The sequence below is a fragment of the Streptomyces sp. NPDC051315 genome, from assembly GCF_044455165.1.
Taxonomy (GTDB): Bacteria; Actinomycetota; Actinomycetes; order Streptomycetales; family Streptomycetaceae; genus Streptomyces.
On sequence record NZ_JBITEN010000027.1, the window covers coordinates 1 to 18014 of the forward strand.

An 18014-nucleotide genomic window follows, 5' to 3' on the forward strand; every position below is an offset into this window, starting at 1 on the left:
GTTGAGTTCTCAAGGAACGGACGCTTCCTTTGTACTCACCCGAGAGACTCTCTCGCGGCTTTCCTCCGGGCGCTTCCCTTCGGTCTTGCGTTTCCGACTCTATCAGATCTTTTCTCGATCCGATTTCCTCGGCGCTTTCCAGGTTCCCGCTCTCGCGGCTCCCTTTCCGGCGGTTCTGACTCTATCAGATCCTTTCGGCGCTGATTTCCCGTCAGAGGGGTTGTCTTTCCGGCTGTTGGGCCGTTCCGACGAGTGAGACTTTAGCGGATTCCCGGCGCCCGAAGCCAATCGGGCCCTGCGCTCTTTCGAACGCGGATTCCTCATTTCGCGAATACGCATGCCAACTGAACGACGGCAGCCGAATCGACTGCTCACCGAGGAGTGGTTGGTACTTGCGGAATGGCTGCCCGGGGACCGACCGTGGTCGGCGCTCACGTCGGACAACCCGGAGAACACTACGTATCGGCTCGGGGTGTGTCAACTCATGTCCCACGGGCGCCCCTGGGGCGTACTCTGTGGGGCATGACAACGCGTACGTGCACCCAGCTGTGGTGGGCCGCCTGACGGCGGCCGGACTCACGTATGCACTCAACGGCCGCCGCTTCGGCGGCCGTTCTTGTTTCTCCCTCCCGAGGGGCGGCCGGCCGGTGCGGCGGCCCGACCAGGAGGTGGAGAGATGAAGCGGGTCTTCAGCGGGATCAAGCCGACCGGGCATCTGACCCTGGGGAACTACCTCGGGGCCATGCGGCAGTGGGCCGCGGTCGATCAGCACCGGGCGGACGCGCTGTTCTGTGTCGTCGATCTGCACGCGCTCACCGTCGATCATGATCCGGCACGGGTGCGTCGGCTCAGTCGGCAGACGGCGACGCTGTTGCTGGCGGCGGGACTGGATCCGGAGCTGTGCACGCTGTTCGTGCAGAGTCATGTGGACGAGCATGCGCGGCTGTCGTACCTGCTGGAGTGTGTGGCCACCGACGGCGAGATGCGGCGGATGATCCAGTACAAGGAGAAGGCCGCGCGGGAGCGGGGGCGGGGCGGGAGCGTGCGGCTGTCGCTGTTGACCTACCCGGTGCTGATGGCGGCGGACATCCTGGCGTACGGGACGGACGAGGTGCCGGTGGGGGACGACCAGGCGCAGCATGTGGAGCTGACCCGGGATCTGGCGCTGCGGTTCAACCAGCGGTACGGGCAGGCGTTCGTGGTGCCGAGGGCGACGCATCCGGCGGTGGCCGCGCGGGTGATGAACCTCCAGGACCCGACGTCGAAGATGGGGAAGAGCGACGACGCCGGGCCGGGGACCGTCTATCTGCTGGATGAGCCGGATGTCGTGCGGAAGAAGGTCATGCGGGCCGTGACCGACAGCGGGCAGGAGGTCGTCTACGACCGCGAGGGGCGGCCGGGGGTCGCGAATCTGCTGGAGATCCTCGCCGCGTGTACCGGTGGGAACCCGGAGGCGCTGGCACTCGTATACGAGTCGTACGGCTCTTTGAAGAAGGACACCGCCGAGGCCGTGGTGGAGGTTCTGCGGCCGGTGCGGGCCAGGCACAAGGAGTTGTGCGCTGATCCGGTGTACGTGGAGGGGGTGCTGCGGGAGGGGGCGGAGAAGGCACGGGCGATGGCCCGGCCGGTGGTGGACGCCGCTTATCGCGCCATCGGGCTGTTGCCCCCGGCGGCCGAGCCGGTGCTGAACGCGGCTCGGTAGGCGCGGGGGCTGGTGGCGAGGCGCGATGCGAAGTGCTGGCGCATCGTGACCTCGCTGCCGAAGCCGGCGCGGCGGGCGACCTCGGGCATGGGGAGGTCGGTGCGTTCGAGGAGTTTCTGGGCTGCGGCGAGGCGCTGGTCGAGGAGCCAGCGCAGGGGGGTGGTACCGGTCTCCGCGGTGAAGTGGCGGGCGAAGCTGCGCGGGGACATTCCGGCGTGGGTGGCCAGGTCGGTGACGGTGAGTGGTTCGTGGAGGTGGCGCAGGGCGTGTTCGCGGACGGCGGCGAGGGTGTCGGCGTCGCGGTGGGTCTGCGGGGTGGGGTGCTCGATGAACTGGGCCTGGGTGCCCGTGCGGAAGGGGGCGGTGACCATGGAGCGGGCGATGGTGGCGGCTGCCTCGGCTCCGTGGGCGGTGCGGACGAGGTGGAGGCAGAGGTCGATGCCGGCCGCGGTGCCGGCGGCGGTCCAGATGTTGTCGTCCTCGATGAAGAGGGCGTCGGGGACGACGGTGACCTCGGGGTGGTGGGTGCGGAGGAGGTCGACGAGGTTCCAGTGGGTGATCGCGCGGCGGCCGTCGAGGAGGCCGGCCTGGGCGAGGGTGAAGGCGCCGCCGCAGAGGGCGGCGAGGGTGGTGCCGCGGGCGTGGGCGCGGCGGAGGGCGTCGAGGACGGGGGCGGGTGCGGGGGTGAGGTGGTCGTCGAGGCCGGGGATCAGGATCAGGTCGGCGCGGGAGAGCCAGGCGAGGGCGCGGTCGGGGTGGAGGGCGAGGCCGCCGCGCATCGGGATGGGGGTGGTGGTGTCGGTGGCGACGCGGCGCAGGTCGAATGCGGGGGCGCCGCGGTCGGTGCGGTCGGCGCCCCAGACCTCGGTGATGACGGAGACGTCGAAGGCGCGGATGCCGGGGAAGGCCACCAGGGCGACGCGGTACGGGGTCTCCATGGCCGGCAGTAAACCATCGATCGCTGTCTTTCTGCCCTCTGGGGAGGGTGCCGGCCGGTCGGCAGGATCGTGGGCATGGAGATTTCGCAGAACGCCGCGCTGGTGGTCGTGGATGTGCAGAAGGGCTTCGAGGAGGCCGACTTCTGGGGGCCTCGGAACAACGCGGGGGCCGATGACAACATCGCTTCGCTCATCGACGTGTGGCAGGCGTCGGGGCGGCCGGTCGTCTTCGTACGGCACGACTCGTCGATGCCGGGGTCGCCGTTGCGGGCGGGGTACGCGGGGAACGGCTTCAAGGAGTACGTGGAGGAGCGGCGGGGGAAGGGGGCGGGGCCGGAGCTGTTGGTCACGAAGACCGTGAACTCGGCCTTCTACGGGACTCCGGATCTGGACGCCTGGCTGAAGGCGGAGGGGATCGCGCAGGTCGTCGTGGCCGGGATCCAGACCAACATGTGTGTGGAGACGACCGCGCGGATGGGCGGGAACCTGGGGTACGACGTCGTGGTCGCGTACGACGCCACGTACACCTTCGACCTGGAGGGGCCGTTCGGCTGGCGGCGGAGTGCCGAGGAGCTGGCGCAGGCGTCGGCGGTGTCGCTGCACGGGGGCGGGTTCGCGCGGGTGGTGACCACGGAGGAGGTCGTGGCCGCGGCGCAGTGACCGGCCGCGGCCCCGGGGGTCAGTCCTTCTTGCCGGAGGCCAGTTCGCGGCTGCGGTCGCGGGCGGCTTCGAGGGCGGCGATGAGGGCGGCTCGTACGCCGTGGTTCTCGAGTTCGCGGATGGCGTTGATGGTGGTGCCGGCCGGGGAGGTGACGTTCTCGCGGAGTTTGACGGGGTGTTCGCCGCTGTCGCGGAGCATCGTGGCGGCGCCGATCGCGGACTGGACGATGAGGTCGTGGGCCTTGTCGCGGGGCAGGCCGAGCAGGATGCCGGCGTCCGTCATGGCCTCGACCAGGTAGAAGAAGTACGCCGGTCCGGAGCCGGAGAGGGCGGTGCAGGCGTCCTGCTGGGACTCGGGGACGCGGAGCGTCTTGCCCACGGAGCCGAAGATCTCCTCGGTGTGGGCGAGGTCGGCCTCGCTGGCGTGGCTGCCGGGGGAGATGACGGACATGGCCTCGTCGACGAGGGCGGGGGTGTTCGTCATGACGCGGATGACGGGGACGCCGGTGGTGAGGCGCTCCTCGATGAAGGAGGTGGTGATGCCGGCGGCTCCGCTGATGACCAGGCGGCCGGCGGGGACGTGCGGGGAGAGTTCGTCGAGGAGGGCGCCCATGTCCTGCGGTTTCACCGTGAGGATGAGGGTGTCCGCGGTTTTGGCGGCTTCGGCGTTGGTGACCGGGGTGACGCCGTAGCGGGTGCGGAGTTCCTCCGCGCGTTCGGCGCGGCGGGCGGTGACGAGGAGGTCGGCGGGGGGCCAGCCGCCTCGGAGCATTCCGCTGAGCAGGGCTTCGCCGATCTTGCCGGTGCCGAGGACTGCGACTTTCTGGGTCATGGTGCGGGTGCCCTCCGGGGGATGCGTCGTCCTGGGTGCATCCTCGCACTGGGGATGCGTGAGCGGGGTGGGGTGTCCGGTGGGCGGACGTGGTGGGACACCTCACGCGGTGCGGTGGCGCAGGGTGGCCGCTCCCAGGCCCGGGGCCGGCGGTGTGCGGCTCGCCACGACGATCACGTCGCGGACGAAGTGGGTGGTCACGTCCGTGTGGGTGAGGCGTGGCGGGGGTGGGGAGGCCGCAGAGGAGGCGTTGGGGGAAGATCACCGCCGGCGTGAACTGGACCGCCGGACGCGTCGCGGGTGGTGCTCGGGGTGTGGTTGCCCCCGGGGGTCAGGGGCGGGTGGCGAGCAGCAGTTCCACGTCGTAGGTCTCCTCCACGGTGCCGTCGGGGAAGGCGGCCAGGAGGTGCCGGCGCTCCTCGGTGAGGAAGGCGGCGGTGCTCTCCTCGCCGTGGACCAGGAAGATCGAGTGGCTGCTGATGTTGGCCAGGTGCTTCTCGATGGTGACGCGGCGGCTCCAGCGGACCAGGCGGCGGGCGAAGTCGAGGCGGCCGGTGGGATCGGGGAGGGCGGTGTGGGCGCCGTTCTTGCCGATGACCTGGTCGGCACCGAAGTGGCGTTGGATGCGATCCGTCTGCGCGTCGATCCACGGCACGTCGAGGGCGCTTGCGTTCCACCACAGCGCCAGCGCGCCGCCCGGGCGCAGCACACGCAGCGCCTCCGGCACCGAGCGGGCCGGGTCGGTCCAGTGCCAGGACTGGGCGTAGGTGAGGAAGTCGAGGGAGGCGGTGGCGAGGGGGAGGCGGTTGCCGTCGCCGCGGACTATCGGCACGTCGGGGAGGGCGCGGTGGAACTGCGCCGCCATGCCGTCCCCGGGTTCGACGGCGAGGACGTCGGCGCCGCAGGCGTGCAGGAGAGCGGTCGAGATGCCCGTACCCGCGCCGATGTCGGCGACGCGGGCGCCGGCGAGGGGGCGGCCGGCCATGTCCTCGACCGCGTCGAGGAGGGCGGTCGGGTAGGAGGGGCGGTTGGCGGCGTACTGGGCCGCGGCGGTGTTGAAGGAGTGGGCTCTACTGGTGTGGGAGGGGGCCGTCATGGAGTCATGGTGGCGAGGGTGGGCGGGGAGGGGAACGGCTTTTTTCCGAGCCTTGGGTCTGGGAGAGGGGGATGGGGGTGTCGGGCCGGGTTTCGGTGCGTTCGGGCGTGGCGGTGTCGGGGACGGTGACTCGGGGCGGGCGAGGTGAGGCGGCGCGGGGACGGTGGCTCGGAGCGTTCAGCGCGGCGACGCGGCGTGGGGGACGGCGGCTCGGAGCGTTCGGGCGCGACGGTGCCGCGCGGGGACGCCGCTCGCAGCGATCACGCGCGCCGACGCGGCGTGGGGGACGGCGGCTCAGGCGCGTTCGGGCGCGGCGGCGTCGGGGCGCGGCGCGGCGCGGGAACGGTGGTGGCTCGCAGCGGTCAGACGCGGCGGCGCTTCTTCGACGGGTTGCCGGTGCGGCGGTTGGAGCGGCGCTCGTGCTGGGCGCGGGCCGTCTCGTACTCCTGGCGGTGGAGTTTCTCGCCCGGGGCCTCGGTGAGGGAGCGGAAGAAGTAGGCGAGCAGGGAACCGACGAAGCCGACGGCGAGCAGGCCGCGCAGGGAGGCCTGGCGGTCGGGGTCGGGGCGCTTGGTGAAGCTCTCCCAGGTGTGCCGGAAGGCCAGGGCGCTGCAGACGGCGAACATCACGACGACGAGCAGGGTCACGAAGCCGCCGATGTCGGCGATGGCCAGGCCCGCGTAGGCGAAACGGAGGACGAGGCAGGAGACCGCCGCGGCGAGCAGCGAGCCGGCGGCCACGGCGACGCGACGGAGCGGGTAGCCGTGGTCGTGGTCCACCCACGTGGTGCCGAAGAAGCGCAGGGGCTCGGGGCGGGGTCCCGTGGGGTCACCCGGGCCCGGGGAGCCCGCCGGGATGTCCGCGGTGCCGTTTTCGTCGCTCACGGGACGATTATGGCGGCCGACGGGGGCACGCTCCCCGGGGGGTGGGTCAGGCGCAGCGCGGCGCGATGTAGCCGTCGCTGCCCGTCCTCACGTACGCGTCCGAGACGAACTGGCTGTCGGCGATGTTGTCCCAGATGTTCGTGGTGCCGTACGGGCCGGTCACCGAGGTGCCCGGGGTCTGGCAGAAGATCGGCACCTTCGTGCCCTCGGGCAGGACCTTCACGATCGGGTAGCTGGTACCGGGACCGCTGCGGACGTTCAGCCGGACGCCGGGAGCGACCGGGTAGTACGTCAGGGCCGCCGCCGCGACGGCTTCCGCCTCGTCGCCGCTCTCGATCTCTTCCACACGGTCAACAGACATGGAAAAACCTCCCCCGTTACACCCCATGACTGCCATGGGGACACGTTGATTCCCCCGAATCACGACATGAAACACATGTGCGCAACTCGTACGCGGAGGCTAGCAAGCCGCCTCGGTCCCGTACGAGTCATCGACTAGGCTCCGTGCGTCGCGCGCGCGGCCGAAGCAGCACGGGGGTGGTTCATGACGCCACAGCGCAACACCGGGGCGGGCGCGGAAGCGGAACTTCCGGAGTACGTCGGCCACTACCGCCTGGAGTCCAGCCTGGGTTCCGGTGGCATGGGCGTGGTCCACCTGGCCCGCAGCACCTCGGGGATGAAGCTCGCGGTGAAGGTCGTACACGCCGAATTCGCGCGGGATCCCGAGTTCAGAGGGCGGTTCCGGCAGGAGGTGGCGGCCGCGCGGAGGGTCAGCGGTGCCTTCACCGCGCCCGTCGTCGACGCCGACCCGGAGGCCGAACGGCCCTGGATGGCCACGCTGTTCATCCCGGGGCCGACGCTCTCGGAGCACGTGAAGCGGAACGGGCCCATGGCGGCGGGAGAGTTGCGGCGGCTGATGGCCGGTCTCGCGGAGGCGCTGCGCGACATCCACCGGGTGGGGGTCGTGCACCGGGATCTGAAGCCCAGCAACGTGCTGCTCGCCGAGGACGGTCCGAAGGTCATCGACTTCGGCATCTCCCGGCCGAAGGACAGCGAACTGCGCACCGAGACCGGCAAGTTGATCGGTACGCCGCCCTTCATGGCGCCGGAGCAGTTCCGCCGGCCGCGGGAGGTGGGGCCGGCCGCCGACATCTTCGCGCTCGGATCGGTGCTGGTCCACGCGGCGACCGGGCGGGGGCCGTTCGACTCCGACAGCCCGTACGTCGTCGCCTACCAGGTCGTCCACGACGAACCCGACCTCACGGGCGTACCGGAGGGCCTCGCGCCGCTGGTGCAGCGCTGTCTCGCCAAGGAACCCGAAGAGCGGCCGACGCCCGACGAGTTGATGCGGGACCTGCGGTCGGTGGCGGCCTCGTACGACACGCAGGCGTTCATACCGGTGCAGCGGGCGGAGGACGGACCGGACACGCCCCAGCCGGACGCAGCCCCTGTGCCGGGGTCCCGGGCCGGCGTCCCGCGTTCGGACGAGCCCCGGCCGGACGGTCCCTGGCCGGACGAGCCCTGGCCGGAGGCGGCCCGGCCGGACGCTTCCCGGCCTGACCCGCCGGCAGCCGCAGAGGCCGCCGTGGGCACGGGACCGACGCAGGCGAGTGCGCTCCGGCGCAGGCGCAGGCGTGTAGGCCTCGCCGTCGGCGCGCTGGTCCTCCTCCTGGGCGGAGGGCTCGTCTCCGTCTCGTTGTTCGGCACCGACACGGACGGCACCGGTCGGGAAACGGGCGGATCGCGGTCGGCCTCGGACACGTTCAGTCCCTGGGCGACGCGACCGGCCACCGAGGGCGCGGGCGGCATGCCCCGGTGCACGTACGACGCGAAGCGGCTGATCTGCGGTCAGCCGGAGCAGGTGACCGCGCTCGATGCGTCCACCGGACGGGTGCTGTGGCGGCACCCCCTCTCCCCCGCCGACGAGCGCGGTGAGGCACCGGTGCTCGCGGGCGGGCTGGCGCAGGTGCTCACGCACTCGGGCAGGCGGGTGGAGGCCCTCGACCCGTCGACGGGCGAGACGCGCTGGGAGCGGGACGTGTCGGCGTACACGGGCATCCGGTACGCCGGCGGCACGCTGCTGCTGACCGCGGCCGACGGCACGGTGACCGGCGTGGACGCCGCCTCGGGCCGGACCGCGTGGAGCCGGCGGATCGCGGGCGCCGACCAGCCGTACTTCGTGTCGTTCCCCGGCGATCCGCTGGCGTACGTGACGAGCGCGTCCGGCGACGGGCGGACGCGGATCACGGCCGTGGACCCGGCCAGCGGTGAGGTGCGCTGGGACGAGCGGTTCAGCGGCACCCTGACCCCGGTGGGCACCGCGCGCGACAGCCTGGTCCTGCTGTCCGGCGGCGGGGACTACGGCAAGGCCGACGCCGTGGTCCGCTTCTACCCCGGGACGAAGGAGTCGCGACGGGTGGCGCTGAGCGTCGCGCTCCAGCAGGCGAGCGCGGCCGTGCACGGGGACCGCGTCTACCTGCTGACCTTCGACGGTTCGCTGGTGGCCGTCGACACGCAGGCGGGGAAGCGGCTGTGGTCCCTGCAGACGGCGGTGAGCCGGGGTTCGGTGCCGACGGCCGACGGTGAGTACGTGTACTTCAGCGCCCCCGACGGCCGTCTGCTCGCCGTGGACGCCGATGGGGGGAAGCTCATCGGGCAGACGTCACTGCGGCTCGGGGCGAACGCGGACGAGGTCGTGACCGCGCTGCCCGCGCCGGGCGTGGTGGGCTCCCGCGTCTACGCCGGCGCCCCCGACGGGACCGTGTTCGCCGTGGACGGGAGCGACCCCTCGGCCTGGTGATCCCGTCGGCCCGGCACCACGGCGAGGGACCGCCCCCGAGGAGGCGGCCCCACCGGCAGTCTTGGACGTCGCTCCGGTGCCGTGGACGTCAGCCCAGCATCGAGACGTCGCGGACCGCGCCCTTGTCGGCGCTCGTGGCCATCGCCGCGTAGGCGCGCAGGGCGGCGGACACCTTGCGCTCGCGGTTCTTCGGGGCGTACGTCCCGTTCAACGCCCGGTCGCGACGCGCGAGTTCCGCGTCGTCGACGAGCAGCTCGATCGTGCGGTTCGGGATGTCGATCCGGATGCGGTCGCCGTCCTCGACGAGGGCGATGGTGCCGCCGGCGGCCGCCTCCGGGGAGGCGTGGCCGATGGACAGGCCCGAGGTGCCGCCGGAGAAGCGGCCGTCCGTGACCAGCGCGCAGGCCTTGCCCAGGCCGCGGCCCTTCAGGTACGAGGTCGGGTAGAGCATCTCCTGCATGCCGGGGCCGCCCTTGGGGCCCTCGTAGCGGATGACGACGACGTCGCCTTCCTTGACCTGCTGGGTGAGGATCTTCTGGACGGCCTCCTCCTGCGACTCGCAGACGACCGCCGGGCCCTCGAAGGTCCAGATCGACTCGTCGACGCCGGCCGTCTTCACCACGCAGCCGTCGACGGCGAGGTTGCCCTTGAGGACGGCGAGCCCGCCGTCCTTGGAGTAGGCGTGCTCGGCGGAGCGGATGCAGCCGCCCTCGGCGTCCTCGTCGAGGGCCTCCCAGCGCTCCGACTGGGAGAAGGCCTCGGCGGAGCGGACACAGCCGGGAGCCGCGTGCCACAGCTCGACCGCCTCGGGAGAGGGGGAGCCGCCGCGGACGTCCCACGTCTTGAGCCAGTCCGCCAGGGACGGGCTGTGGACCGCGTGCACGTCCTCGTTCAGCAGGCCCGCGCGGTGCAGCTCGCCCAGGAGGGCCGGGATGCCGCCGGCGCGGTGCACGTCCTCCATGTAGTACGTGCGGTCCTTGGCGACGTTCGGGGCGACCTTGGCCAGGCAGGGGACCCGGCGCGAGACCGCGTCGATCTCGTTCAGGCCGAAGGGGACGCCCGCCTCCTGGGCCGCCGCCAGCAGGTGCAGGATCGTGTTGGTCGACCCGCCCATGGCGATGTCCAGGGCCATCGCGTTCTCGAAGGCGGCGAAGGTGGCGACGTTGCGCGGCAGGACCGTCTCGTCGTCCTGCTCGTAGTAGCGGCGGGTGATGTCCATGACCGTGCGCGCGGCGTCGACGTAGAGCTGTTTGCGCGCGGTGTGGGTGGCGAGGACCGAGCCGTTGCCGGGCAGGGAGAGGCCGATGGCCTCGGTCAGGCAGTTCATCGAGTTGGCGGTGAACATGCCCGAGCAGCTGCCGCAGGTCGGACAGGCGTTCTCCTCGATGCGGAGGATGTCCTCGTCGGAGATCTTGTCGTTCACGGCGTCGGAGATCGCGTCGACCAGGTCGAGCGTGCGGACGGTGCCGTCGACGAGGGTGGCGCGGCCGGACTCCATCGGGCCGCCGGAGACGAAGACCGTGGGGATGTTGAGCCGCAGGGCGGCGTTCAGCATGCCCGGGGTGATCTTGTCGCAGTTGGAGATGCAGACCAGGGCGTCGGCGCAGTGCGCCTCGACCATGTACTCCACGCTGTCCGCGATCAGGTCGCGGGAGGGGAGGCTGTAGAGCATGCCTCCGTGGCCCATCGCGATGCCGTCGTCGACGGCGATCGTGTTGAACTCGCGCGGGATGCCGCCGGCCTCGACGATCGCCTCGCTGACGATCCGGCCGACCGGCGCCAGGTGCGTGTGGCCCGGCACGAACTCCGTGAAGCTGTTGGCGACCGCGATGATCGGCTTGCGGCCGATGTCCGCACCGGGTACACCGGAGGCGCGCATAAGGGCGCGGGCGCCCGCCATGTTGCGGCCGTGGGTGACTGTGCGGGACCTCAGCTCGGGCATCGTCGCTCGCTCCTTCAGACAGATAGGGCTGCTCTCGAGCGTACGCCGCTCATCCAGGGGGCGGGACGAGGTGTCCGGAATGCGGGATGCGTGTCTCGTCGTCCCGGGGTGGTGAGAGCCGGACGGAAAGACGGGGGGCGTCGCCGGGAAGCGGTCGAGGGGCGCTTCGGGGGCCGGTCGGGCTTGGCCGCCGCGGCCGGCCCCGGCTCACCGAGTCCGTCGGCACCCGGGACCGTACCCGGCGCGGCCCGCGAGGAGTTCTCCGAGCGGGGCTGCGGGAAGACATCCGTCCGCGGCATCGTCCAGGCCGCGGCGTCGACTCGGCACTCGTGCACCACTGCTTGGGCGCGTGCGCCGGTGCCGGTCAGCGGCGGGGCACCTTCGCCGCCGAGGCCAGATGCAGGCGCGTGAAGGCGAGGGCCTCGGCGAGATCGGCCTCGCGTTCGGCGCTGGACATCGCGCGCCGCGTGTTGACCTCGATGACGACGTGCCCGTCGAAGCCGCTCAGCGCGAGGCGCTCCAGCAGTTCGGCGCAGGGCTGGGAGCCGCGGCCGGGGACGAGGTGCTCGTCCTTGGCGGAGCCGTTGCCGTCGGCGAGGTGGACGTGGCCGAGGCGGTCGCCCATGCGGTCGAGCATCTGGATCGCGTCCGTGCGGGCCGTCGAGGCATGGCTGAGATCGATCGTGAAGTGCCGGTAGTCGTCCTTGGTCACGTCCCATTCCGGCGCGTACGCGAGCATCTCGCGGTCGCGGTAGCGCCAGGGGTACATGTTCTCGACGGCGAACCGTACGTCCGTCTCGTTCGCCATCCGCCAGATTCCCTGGACGAAGTCGCGGGCGTACTGACGCTGCCAGCGGAAGGGCGGGTGCACGACGACAGTGGTCGCCCCGAGCTTCTCGGCCGCGGCGCGCGCCCGCTGCAACTTCACCCACGGGTCGGTCGACCACACCCGTTGGGTGATGAGCAGGCAGGGGGCGTGGACAGCGAGGATCGGGACCTGGTGGTAGTCGCTGAGCCGGCGCAGCGCGTCGATGTCCTGACTGACCGGGTCGTTCCAGACCATGACCTCGACGCCGTCGTACCCGAGGCGCGCGGCGATCTCGAAGGCCGTCGCCGTCGTCTCCGGATAGACCGAGGCCGTCGACAGGGCGACCTTCGCATCCGGGATGCGCACCACTGGTTCTGCCACGAGGGACAGCGTACGGTCCCGCGCTGCGCACCGGGGAGCGGGGCGTTGCGCCGGCCGTACGAGGGCGGGTCAACCGGCCACGCGCGCGTGCCTCATGGTGGCTTGTGAGCGGGGCGGAAGGGGCTTGACGGCGCGCTTTCGGGGGGCGAGGGGGCGCACTTCGCCGCTGAGGAGGGTGTCGGGTTTCACATGGGCGTACGGCTCGCGTCGCGGTCCCTTGGGCCTCAGGGCCCCCGGAGGCACCACCTGTACCAACGCGTCAGGAGGGTGGACGCTTTGGCACGGCTCGTGCCGGAGCCGGGGACAGGAAGTCGCCCACTCCGCCGGCGGTCGCCGATGTCGTGGGGACCGGCGCCGTCCCTGCCGCTGCCACGGGGAGCACCACCGCGGTGGCTGTCCTGATACATGCGGATGAGCATGCCGATGAGGAAGAGCTCGAACGGACGGGTGGACGTGCTCAAGGGCGCCGGGGGACGTCTGAGCCGCCGCACCTCGAGGGCGTCAGCGGCACCGACGGCACCGACCGCATCCGGGGGCAGGTCCGATCACTCCGTCGGCATGTGGTCCAGCCGCCGCAGGATCACGCCCTCGCGCAGCGCCCAGGGACAGATCTCCAGTGCCTCGATCCCGAACAGGTCCATCGCCCCCTCGGCGACCAGCGCGCCGGCCAGGAGCTGGCTCGCGCGGCCCTCGGAGACGCCCGGGAGCTCCGCGCGCTGGGCGGTCGTCATGCCGGCCAGACGCGGGACCCAGGCCTCCAGGGACTCGCGCTTCAGCTCGCGTTGGACGTACGGGCCGTCGGCCGAGCGGGCGGCGCCGGCCAGGCGGGCGAGCTGCTTGAAGGTCTTCGACGTGGCGACGACGTGGTCGGGGGCGCCGAAGCGGCTGAACTCCCCCACCGTGCGGGCGATCTCCGCGCGCGCGTGCCGGCGCAGCGCCCGTATGTCCTCGGGGTCGGGCGGGTCGCCGGGCAGCCAGCCGGCCGTGAGGCGGCCCGCGCCGAGCGGGAGGGAGACGGCCGCGTCGGGCTCCTCGTCGATGCCGTAGGCGATCTCCAGGGAGCCGCCGCCGATGTCGAGGACCAGCAGCTTGCCGGCCGACCAGCCGAACCAGCGGCGGGCGGCGAGGAAGGTGAGCCGGGCCTCCTCCTCGCCGGCGAGGACCTGCAGTTCCACGCCGGTCTCGGCCTGCACGCGCGCGAGGACGTCGTCGGCGTTGGTGGCCTCGCGCACCGCGGAGGTGGCGAACGGCAGCACGTCCTCGACGCCCTTGTCCTCGGCGGCCTGGAGGGCCTCCTGGATGACGGTGACCAGTTTGCCGACACCCTCGGGACCGATCGCGCCGCTCCCGTCGAGGAGCTGGGCGAGGCGCAGCTCCACCTTGTGCGAGTGCGCGGGCTTCGGGCACGCGCCGGGGTGCGCGTCCACCACCAGCAGATGCACCGTGTTCGATCCCACGTCGAGGACACCCAGTCTCATGGACGGAACGCTACTGCCCGTCGTCCCGTGCTCAGCCCCTCGTGCGCATCCTGAGACAGTGCTGTAAGCCGGCCCGGGCGACTTACCCTGGACGCGTGCCAAAGACGAAAAAGGCGAAGGACGAAAAGGCCGACAAGGCTGCCAAGACGGACAAATTCACCGACGGCGCTTCGCAGCCGAAGTCATCGAAGAAGTCGGGGAAGGCCCTGGTCGCTGACGAGAAGGGCCTCGACTTCGCGCGCGCGTGGGTGGAGTTCCCTGATCCGGCGGACGAGGAGCAGGTGTTCCGCTGCGATCTGACCTGGCTGACCTCTCGCTGGAACTGCATCTTCGGCAGCGGCTGCCAGGGCATCCAGGCGGGCCGCGCGGACGACGGCTGCTGCTCGCTGGGTGCCCACTTCTCCGACGAGGACGACGAGAGGCGGGTCGCCGAGCATGTGGCGCGGCTCACCCCCGACATCTGGCAGCACCACGACGAGGGCGTGCGGGACGGCTGGGTGTCGGAGGACGAGGAAGGCTCGCGCCAGACGCGTCCGTTCAACGGCTCGTGCATCTTCCAGAACCGCCCCGGCTTCGCGGGCGGCGCCGGCTGCTCGCTGCACATCCTGGCGCTCAGGGAGGCCCGCGAGCCGCTGGAGACCAAGCCGGACGTCTGTTGGCAGCTCCCGGTGCGGCGCACGTACGACTGGATCGACCGGCCCGACGACACGCGCGTGCTGCAGGTGTCGATCGGCGAGTACGACCGCCGCGGCTGGGGTCCGGGCGGCCACGACCTGCACTGGTGGTGCACGTCGGCGACCTCTGCGCACGGCGCGGGCGAGCCGGTGTACGTCTCCTACCGGGCGGAGCTGACCGAGCTGATGGGCAAGGCCGGCTACGACCGCCTGGTCGAGCTGTGCGAGGAGCGGCTCGCCTCGCGGCTTCCGCTGCTGGCACCGCATCCGGCGGATCCGGTGGACCGCGCGGAGCAGGCGGCTCCGGTGGGTCGGGTGGATCCGGCGGCTCCGGTGGCCTGACGTTCGTCACAGGAGCGGCCCGGGGCTCCGGCTCCGGCTCCGGGGCCGCTCCTGCTCCCGGTCCTCGGGCCGGCCGACGGGACGGCGCTCACGGCGCGTCGGGGCGGGGCGCGTCGCCGTCGCCGGGCGGCGGGACTGGGCTTCCCGGGGCGGACGGCGACGGGTCGCCGGGCGTGGGCTCCGGGGCGGGTGAGGACGGCGGATCGCTGGGCGTGGGGTCGGTGGGGGCCGAGTCCGTCGGGGTCGGCTCAGGGTCCGGGTCCGACGTCGGGGGCGGGTCGCTGGGGGTGACCGGCCCGGGACCGGGGTCGGAGGGGGTCGGCGCGATGCCGTAGCCCTCGATGGAGACGACGGCGCCCGCCGGGGCGATCGCCACGCGCGCGTGCCAGTGGCCGGAGGGCTCGCGCAGGTGGTCGACGTACACCTTGATCGTCACCGAGTCGCCGGGCTGGAGCGTGCCCGTGGAGCGGCTCAGGTAGAGCCAGGACTCCGCGGTGGTCGCCGACCAGCGGACGGGCTCGTGCGCGTCCGGGGACGCGGTGAGGGTGATCAGGGTGGTGTCGCCGCTGTTGGCGGCGGTCACGGAGAGCCTCCCGGCGCCGTTCCCGCCGAGCCCCGTGACGCTGATGACCTCGACGGAGACGTCCGGCTCGTCCCCCTTGGTGAAGCCGGAGCCGGGCCGGGTGCTGGCGTTCCCGGCGTTCTCGTAGTCGCCGGTCGCCTCGCCGTCGAGGCCGTCGGGGTGGTGTGCCTCGCCGGCCGTGGCCGCGCGGCCGTCGGCGCCCTCGGCGGTCGGGGTGCCCCGGTAGGCGGCCCACAGGGCGAGCACGGGCGCGGCGACCACCGTGGCGACGACGGTCGTCGTGATGGCACGCGCGCGGAGGCGGTCCCGGCGGGCCGCGCGGTCCTTGGGGTCCATCGGGAAGCCGCGCCGGTCGAAGCGGGGTGCCGCGGCACCCCGCGCGCGCGGGAGGCGCGCCAGGGCGGCGTGCAGTTCCGCGCGGGGTGCTTCCAGGACGGGCAGCTCGGCGGGCGTGACACCGGCGCCGGGCCAGCGGCCGGGGACGGCGCGCTCGGCGGCCCGGCGGCAGCGCGGGCAGTCGTCGACGTGCCGGACGAGTTCGCGGCGCAGGGGGGCGCTGAGCACGAGCTGGTGGTCGCCGGTGAGGCGCGCCACACCGGGACAGCCGCCGGTCTCGACGACGGCGAGGGCCGCACGGGTGCGCTCGACCTCGCAGGCGGCGGAGGCGAGCAGCTCACGGGCCGCGGCGAGGTCCCTGCCGAGGACGGCGGCGACCTCGGGGGCGGCGAGGTGGTGGCGTACGGCGAGTTCGAGCGCCTCGCGCTGCTCCGGGGTGGTGCCGGCCGCCTCCGGCCAGGCGAGCAGGGCGAGGCGGCGGCGCCGCTGTTCCTGGACCTCGTCGGGCACGGGCGCGGCACCGGTGTTCCGGGAGCCGCCGTGGCGTCCCGCCGCATGCGTGCCCTGACGTTTCTGCTTGGCCTCGGCGAGCTTGCGCAGGCATGCCCAGCGGGCCAGCGCGTACAGCCAGGCCCTGCGGTCCCCGGCGTCGGGGACCCGCTGACCACGCCGCTCGGCGAGCGCGAGGGCGTCGGCCAGCGCCGCCGTGGCCGCGTCGTGGTCGCACAGGACGGACAGGCAGTACGTGAACAGGCCGTCCAGATACGGCTCGTAGCGCGCGGGCGGCCGCTGCGCCAGCGTGCGCGCCGCAGCGCGGTCGCGCGCCTCCCTGTGCGCCCGGTCTGCGCCGGTCGTGCGGGTCGGGGTTTCCGGACTGCTGCTCATCATCCGTGCGACCGTAGGCGCCCGGGAACAGCCTCTTCTGCCCCCTTGCGTCCTTTTAATCCGTACGGGTGAAACGATCCCTCATAAGGGGACGGGAGCCGGTGGTTCCGTGGCGCGTTCACGACGAGGGTGGCTGATTCACAGGGGGTGCGCGTGCCCGGACGGCCGCTGCGACCGGCCCGCCCCGCCCGGTATGGACCCCGCTCGTCCACGGGCGCGGCCCGTTGTCAGTCCCGGCGGTTACGGTTTCCCCATGGCTGCCCGTACGAAGACCACCAAGGACCGCCCGTCCTACCGCTGCACGGAATGCGGCTGGCAGACGGCCAAGTGGCTCGGCCGCTGCCCCGAATGCCAGGCGTGGGGCACGATCGAGGAGTACGGCACGCCCGCGGTCCGTACGACGTCGCCGGGGCGGGTCACCACCTCCGCCGTGCCCATCGGCCAGGTCGACGGCCGGCAGGCCACCGCCCGCCCCACCGGCGTGCCCGAGCTGGACCGCGTCCTCGGCGGCGGGCTGGTCCCCGGCGCGGTGGTCCTCCTCGCCGGCGAGCCGGGCGTCGGCAAGTCCACGCTGCTGCTCGACGTGGCCGCCAAGTCGGCGAGCGACGAGCACCGCACGCTCTACGTCACGGGTGAGGAGTCCGCGAGCCAGGTCCGCCTGCGCGCCGACCGCATCGGCGCCATCGACGACCACCTGTACCTCGCCGCCGAGACCGATCTCTCCGCCGTCCTGGGCCATTTGGACGCCGTGAAGCCGTCGCTGCTGATCCTCGACTCGGTGCAGACAGTGGCCTCCCCGGAGATCGACGGCGCGCCGGGCGGCATGGCGCAGGTGCGCGAAGTGGCGGGGGCACTGATCCGGGCCTCCAAGGAGCGCGGGATGTCCACCCTGCTGGTGGGCCATGTCACCAAGGACGGCGCGATCGCCGGCCCGCGCCTCCTCGAGCACCTGGTGGACGTCGTCCTGCACTTCGAGGGCGACCGGCACGCGCGCCTGCGCCTGGTGCGGGGCGTCAAGAACCGCTACGGCGCCACCGACGAGGTCGGCTGCTTCGAACTGCACGACGAGGGCATCACGGGCCTTGCCGACCCAAGCGGACTTTTCCTGACGCGTCGTGACGAACCGGTGCCCGGTACCTGTCTGACCGTCACCCTGGAGGGCCGCCGCCCCCTGGTCGCCGAAGTGCAGGCGCTCACGGTCGACTCGCAGATCCCCTCACCCCGCCGCACGACGTCCGGGCTGGAGACCTCCCGCGTCTCGATGATGCTCGCGGTACTGGAGCAGCGCGGCAGGATCAGCGCGCTCGGCAAGCGGGACATCTACTCCGCGACGGTCGGCGGAGTGAAGCTCTCCGAGCCCGCCGCGGACCTGGCGATCGCCCTCGCGCTGGCCTCCGCGGCGAGCGACACCCCGCTGCCCAAGAACCTCGTCGCGATCGGCGAAGTGGGGCTCGCGGGCGAGGTCAGACGGGTCACGGGCGTCCAGCGCAGGCTCGCCGAAGCCCACCGTCTGGGCTTCACGCACGCGCTCGTACCGGGCGATCCCGGCAAGGTCCCCTCCGGGATGAAGGTGCTGGAAGTCGCGGACATGGGGGACGCCCTGCGGGTCCTGCCGCGCTCCCGTCGCCGAGACGCCCCACGGGACGAGGAGCAGCGCCGGTAGACTTTGCCCA

Annotated in this window: 15 protein-coding genes and 1 pseudogene; 6 read left to right on the top strand and 10 right to left on the bottom strand. The window is 72.5% G+C overall.

The genetic code is table 11. The features are described 5' to 3' along the window. Both ACIBBD_RS35420 and trpS read left to right on the top strand, forming a co-directional pair. The coding region (locus tag ACIBBD_RS35420) for a hypothetical protein (RefSeq protein WP_399423689.1) at window positions 1-256 on the top strand (256 nt) is incomplete at its 5' end. A gap of 420 nt (window positions 257-676) precedes the next feature. Beyond that, window positions 677-1702, top strand: coding sequence for a tryptophan--tRNA ligase (gene trpS, locus ACIBBD_RS35425; RefSeq protein WP_399423690.1), 1026 nt, complete (start codon window positions 677-679; stop codon window positions 1700-1702). Here the strand turns inward: trpS and ACIBBD_RS35430 are convergent. Continuing rightward, complete coding sequence (locus ACIBBD_RS35430; RefSeq protein ID WP_399423692.1) at window positions 1642-2640, bottom strand: GlxA family transcriptional regulator; 999 nt, start codon at window positions 2638-2640, stop codon at window positions 1642-1644. The two genes, trpS and ACIBBD_RS35430, sit on opposite strands and share 61 nt — an antisense overlap. Window positions 2641-2715: 75 nt before the next feature. On the opposite strand from ACIBBD_RS35430, the gene ACIBBD_RS35435 reads away from it, so the two are divergent. Next, complete coding sequence (locus ACIBBD_RS35435) at window positions 2716-3300, top strand: cysteine hydrolase family protein (RefSeq protein WP_399423694.1); 585 nt, start codon at window positions 2716-2718, stop codon at window positions 3298-3300. Between the two features lie 19 nt (window positions 3301-3319). On the opposite strand, the gene proC is transcribed toward ACIBBD_RS35435, so the two are convergent. From proC to ACIBBD_RS35460, 5 genes and pseudogenes are all read right to left on the bottom strand, one after another. Further along, a complete protein-coding gene (proC, locus tag ACIBBD_RS35440; protein ID WP_399423696.1) occupies window positions 3320-4132 on the bottom strand; it encodes a pyrroline-5-carboxylate reductase in 813 nt (270 codons plus the stop codon). A 102-nt stretch (window positions 4133-4234) separates the two neighbouring features. After that, window positions 4235-4418, bottom strand: a pseudogene (locus ACIBBD_RS35445) (ABC transporter permease); the annotation flags it as partial. A 45-nt stretch (window positions 4419-4463) separates the two neighbouring features. Continuing rightward, window positions 4464-5228 carry a class I SAM-dependent methyltransferase gene (locus ACIBBD_RS35450; RefSeq protein ID WP_399423697.1) on the bottom strand — a complete coding sequence of 255 codons (765 nt, stop codon included), beginning with the start codon at window positions 5226-5228 and terminating at the stop codon, window positions 4464-4466. A 362-nt stretch (window positions 5229-5590) separates the two neighbouring features. Then, window positions 5591-6112 (bottom strand): EamA/RhaT family transporter, encoded by a 522-nt coding sequence (locus ACIBBD_RS35455; RefSeq protein WP_399423699.1) that lies wholly within the window; start codon window positions 6110-6112, stop codon window positions 5591-5593. 46 nt (window positions 6113-6158) lie between these two features. After that, window positions 6159-6473 carry an SH3 domain-containing protein gene (locus ACIBBD_RS35460; RefSeq protein ID WP_399423700.1) on the bottom strand — a complete coding sequence of 105 codons (315 nt, stop codon included), beginning with the start codon at window positions 6471-6473 and terminating at the stop codon, window positions 6159-6161. Between the two features lie 183 nt (window positions 6474-6656). Here ACIBBD_RS35460 and ACIBBD_RS35465 point away from each other — a divergent pair, with 183 nt between their 5' ends. Next, entirely contained in the window at window positions 6657-8912 is a 2256-nt protein-coding gene (locus tag ACIBBD_RS35465; RefSeq protein WP_399423702.1) for a serine/threonine-protein kinase, read from the top strand. Window positions 8913-9000: 88 nt separating this feature from the next. On the opposite strand, the gene ilvD is transcribed toward ACIBBD_RS35465, so the two are convergent. The 3 genes from ilvD to ACIBBD_RS35480 form a co-directional block, all read right to left on the bottom strand. Then, window positions 9001-10854, bottom strand: coding sequence for a dihydroxy-acid dehydratase (ilvD, locus tag ACIBBD_RS35470; protein ID WP_399423704.1), 1854 nt, complete (start codon window positions 10852-10854; stop codon window positions 9001-9003). Window positions 10855-11218: 364 nt separating this feature from the next. After that, window positions 11219-12043 carry a sugar phosphate isomerase/epimerase family protein gene (locus ACIBBD_RS35475; protein WP_399423705.1) on the bottom strand — a complete coding sequence of 275 codons (825 nt, stop codon included), beginning with the start codon at window positions 12041-12043 and terminating at the stop codon, window positions 11219-11221. A gap of 545 nt (window positions 12044-12588) precedes the next feature. Beyond that, window positions 12589-13521, bottom strand: a complete 933-nt coding sequence (locus ACIBBD_RS35480) for a Ppx/GppA family phosphatase (RefSeq protein ID WP_399423707.1) — start codon at window positions 13519-13521, stop codon at window positions 12589-12591. Window positions 13522-13616: 95 nt separating this feature from the next. On the opposite strand from ACIBBD_RS35480, the gene ACIBBD_RS35485 reads away from it, so the two are divergent. After that, window positions 13617-14537 (top strand): hypothetical protein, encoded by a 921-nt coding sequence (locus ACIBBD_RS35485; protein WP_399423708.1) that lies wholly within the window; start codon window positions 13617-13619, stop codon window positions 14535-14537. Window positions 14538-14625: 88 nt separating this feature from the next. On the opposite strand, the gene ACIBBD_RS35490 is transcribed toward ACIBBD_RS35485, so the two are convergent. Then, entirely contained in the window at window positions 14626-16344 is a 1719-nt protein-coding gene (locus tag ACIBBD_RS35490; RefSeq protein ID WP_399423710.1) for a hypothetical protein, read from the bottom strand. Between the two features lie 250 nt (window positions 16345-16594). Between ACIBBD_RS35490 and radA the strand changes: the two genes are divergently transcribed. After that, a complete protein-coding gene (gene radA / locus ACIBBD_RS35495; RefSeq protein WP_399423712.1) occupies window positions 16595-18004 on the top strand; it encodes a DNA repair protein RadA in 1410 nt (469 codons plus the stop codon). The last annotated feature ends 10 nt before the right edge of the window (window positions 18005-18014 follow it).

Excerpts from the sequence above, each read along its gene's own strand:
- ACIBBD_RS35435 (WP_399423694.1), top strand. The coding sequence starts at position 2,716 with ATGGAGATTTCGCAGAACGCCGCGCTGGTGGTCGTGGATGTGCAGAAG.
- ACIBBD_RS35480 (WP_399423707.1), bottom strand. The coding sequence starts at position 13,521 with ATGAGACTGGGTGTCCTCGACGTGGGATCGAACACGGTGCATCTGCTG.
- ilvD (WP_399423704.1), bottom strand. The coding sequence starts at position 10,854 with ATGCCCGAGCTGAGGTCCCGCACAGTCACCCACGGCCGCAACATGGCG.
- proC (WP_399423696.1), bottom strand. The coding sequence starts at position 4,132 with ATGACCCAGAAAGTCGCAGTCCTCGGCACCGGCAAGATCGGCGAAGCC.
- ACIBBD_RS35490 (WP_399423710.1), bottom strand. The coding sequence starts at position 16,344 with ATGATGAGCAGCAGTCCGGAAACCCCGACCCGCACGACCGGCGCAGAC.
- ACIBBD_RS35450 (WP_399423697.1), bottom strand. The coding sequence starts at position 5,228 with ATGACGGCCCCCTCCCACACCAGTAGAGCCCACTCCTTCAACACCGCC.
- ACIBBD_RS35465 (WP_399423702.1), top strand. The coding sequence starts at position 6,657 with ATGACGCCACAGCGCAACACCGGGGCGGGCGCGGAAGCGGAACTTCCG.
- radA (WP_399423712.1), top strand. The coding sequence starts at position 16,595 with ATGGCTGCCCGTACGAAGACCACCAAGGACCGCCCGTCCTACCGCTGC.
- ACIBBD_RS35460 (WP_399423700.1), bottom strand. The coding sequence starts at position 6,473 with ATGTCTGTTGACCGTGTGGAAGAGATCGAGAGCGGCGACGAGGCGGAA.
- ACIBBD_RS35430 (WP_399423692.1), bottom strand. The coding sequence starts at position 2,640 with ATGGAGACCCCGTACCGCGTCGCCCTGGTGGCCTTCCCCGGCATCCGC.
- trpS (WP_399423690.1), top strand. The coding sequence starts at position 677 with ATGAAGCGGGTCTTCAGCGGGATCAAGCCGACCGGGCATCTGACCCTG.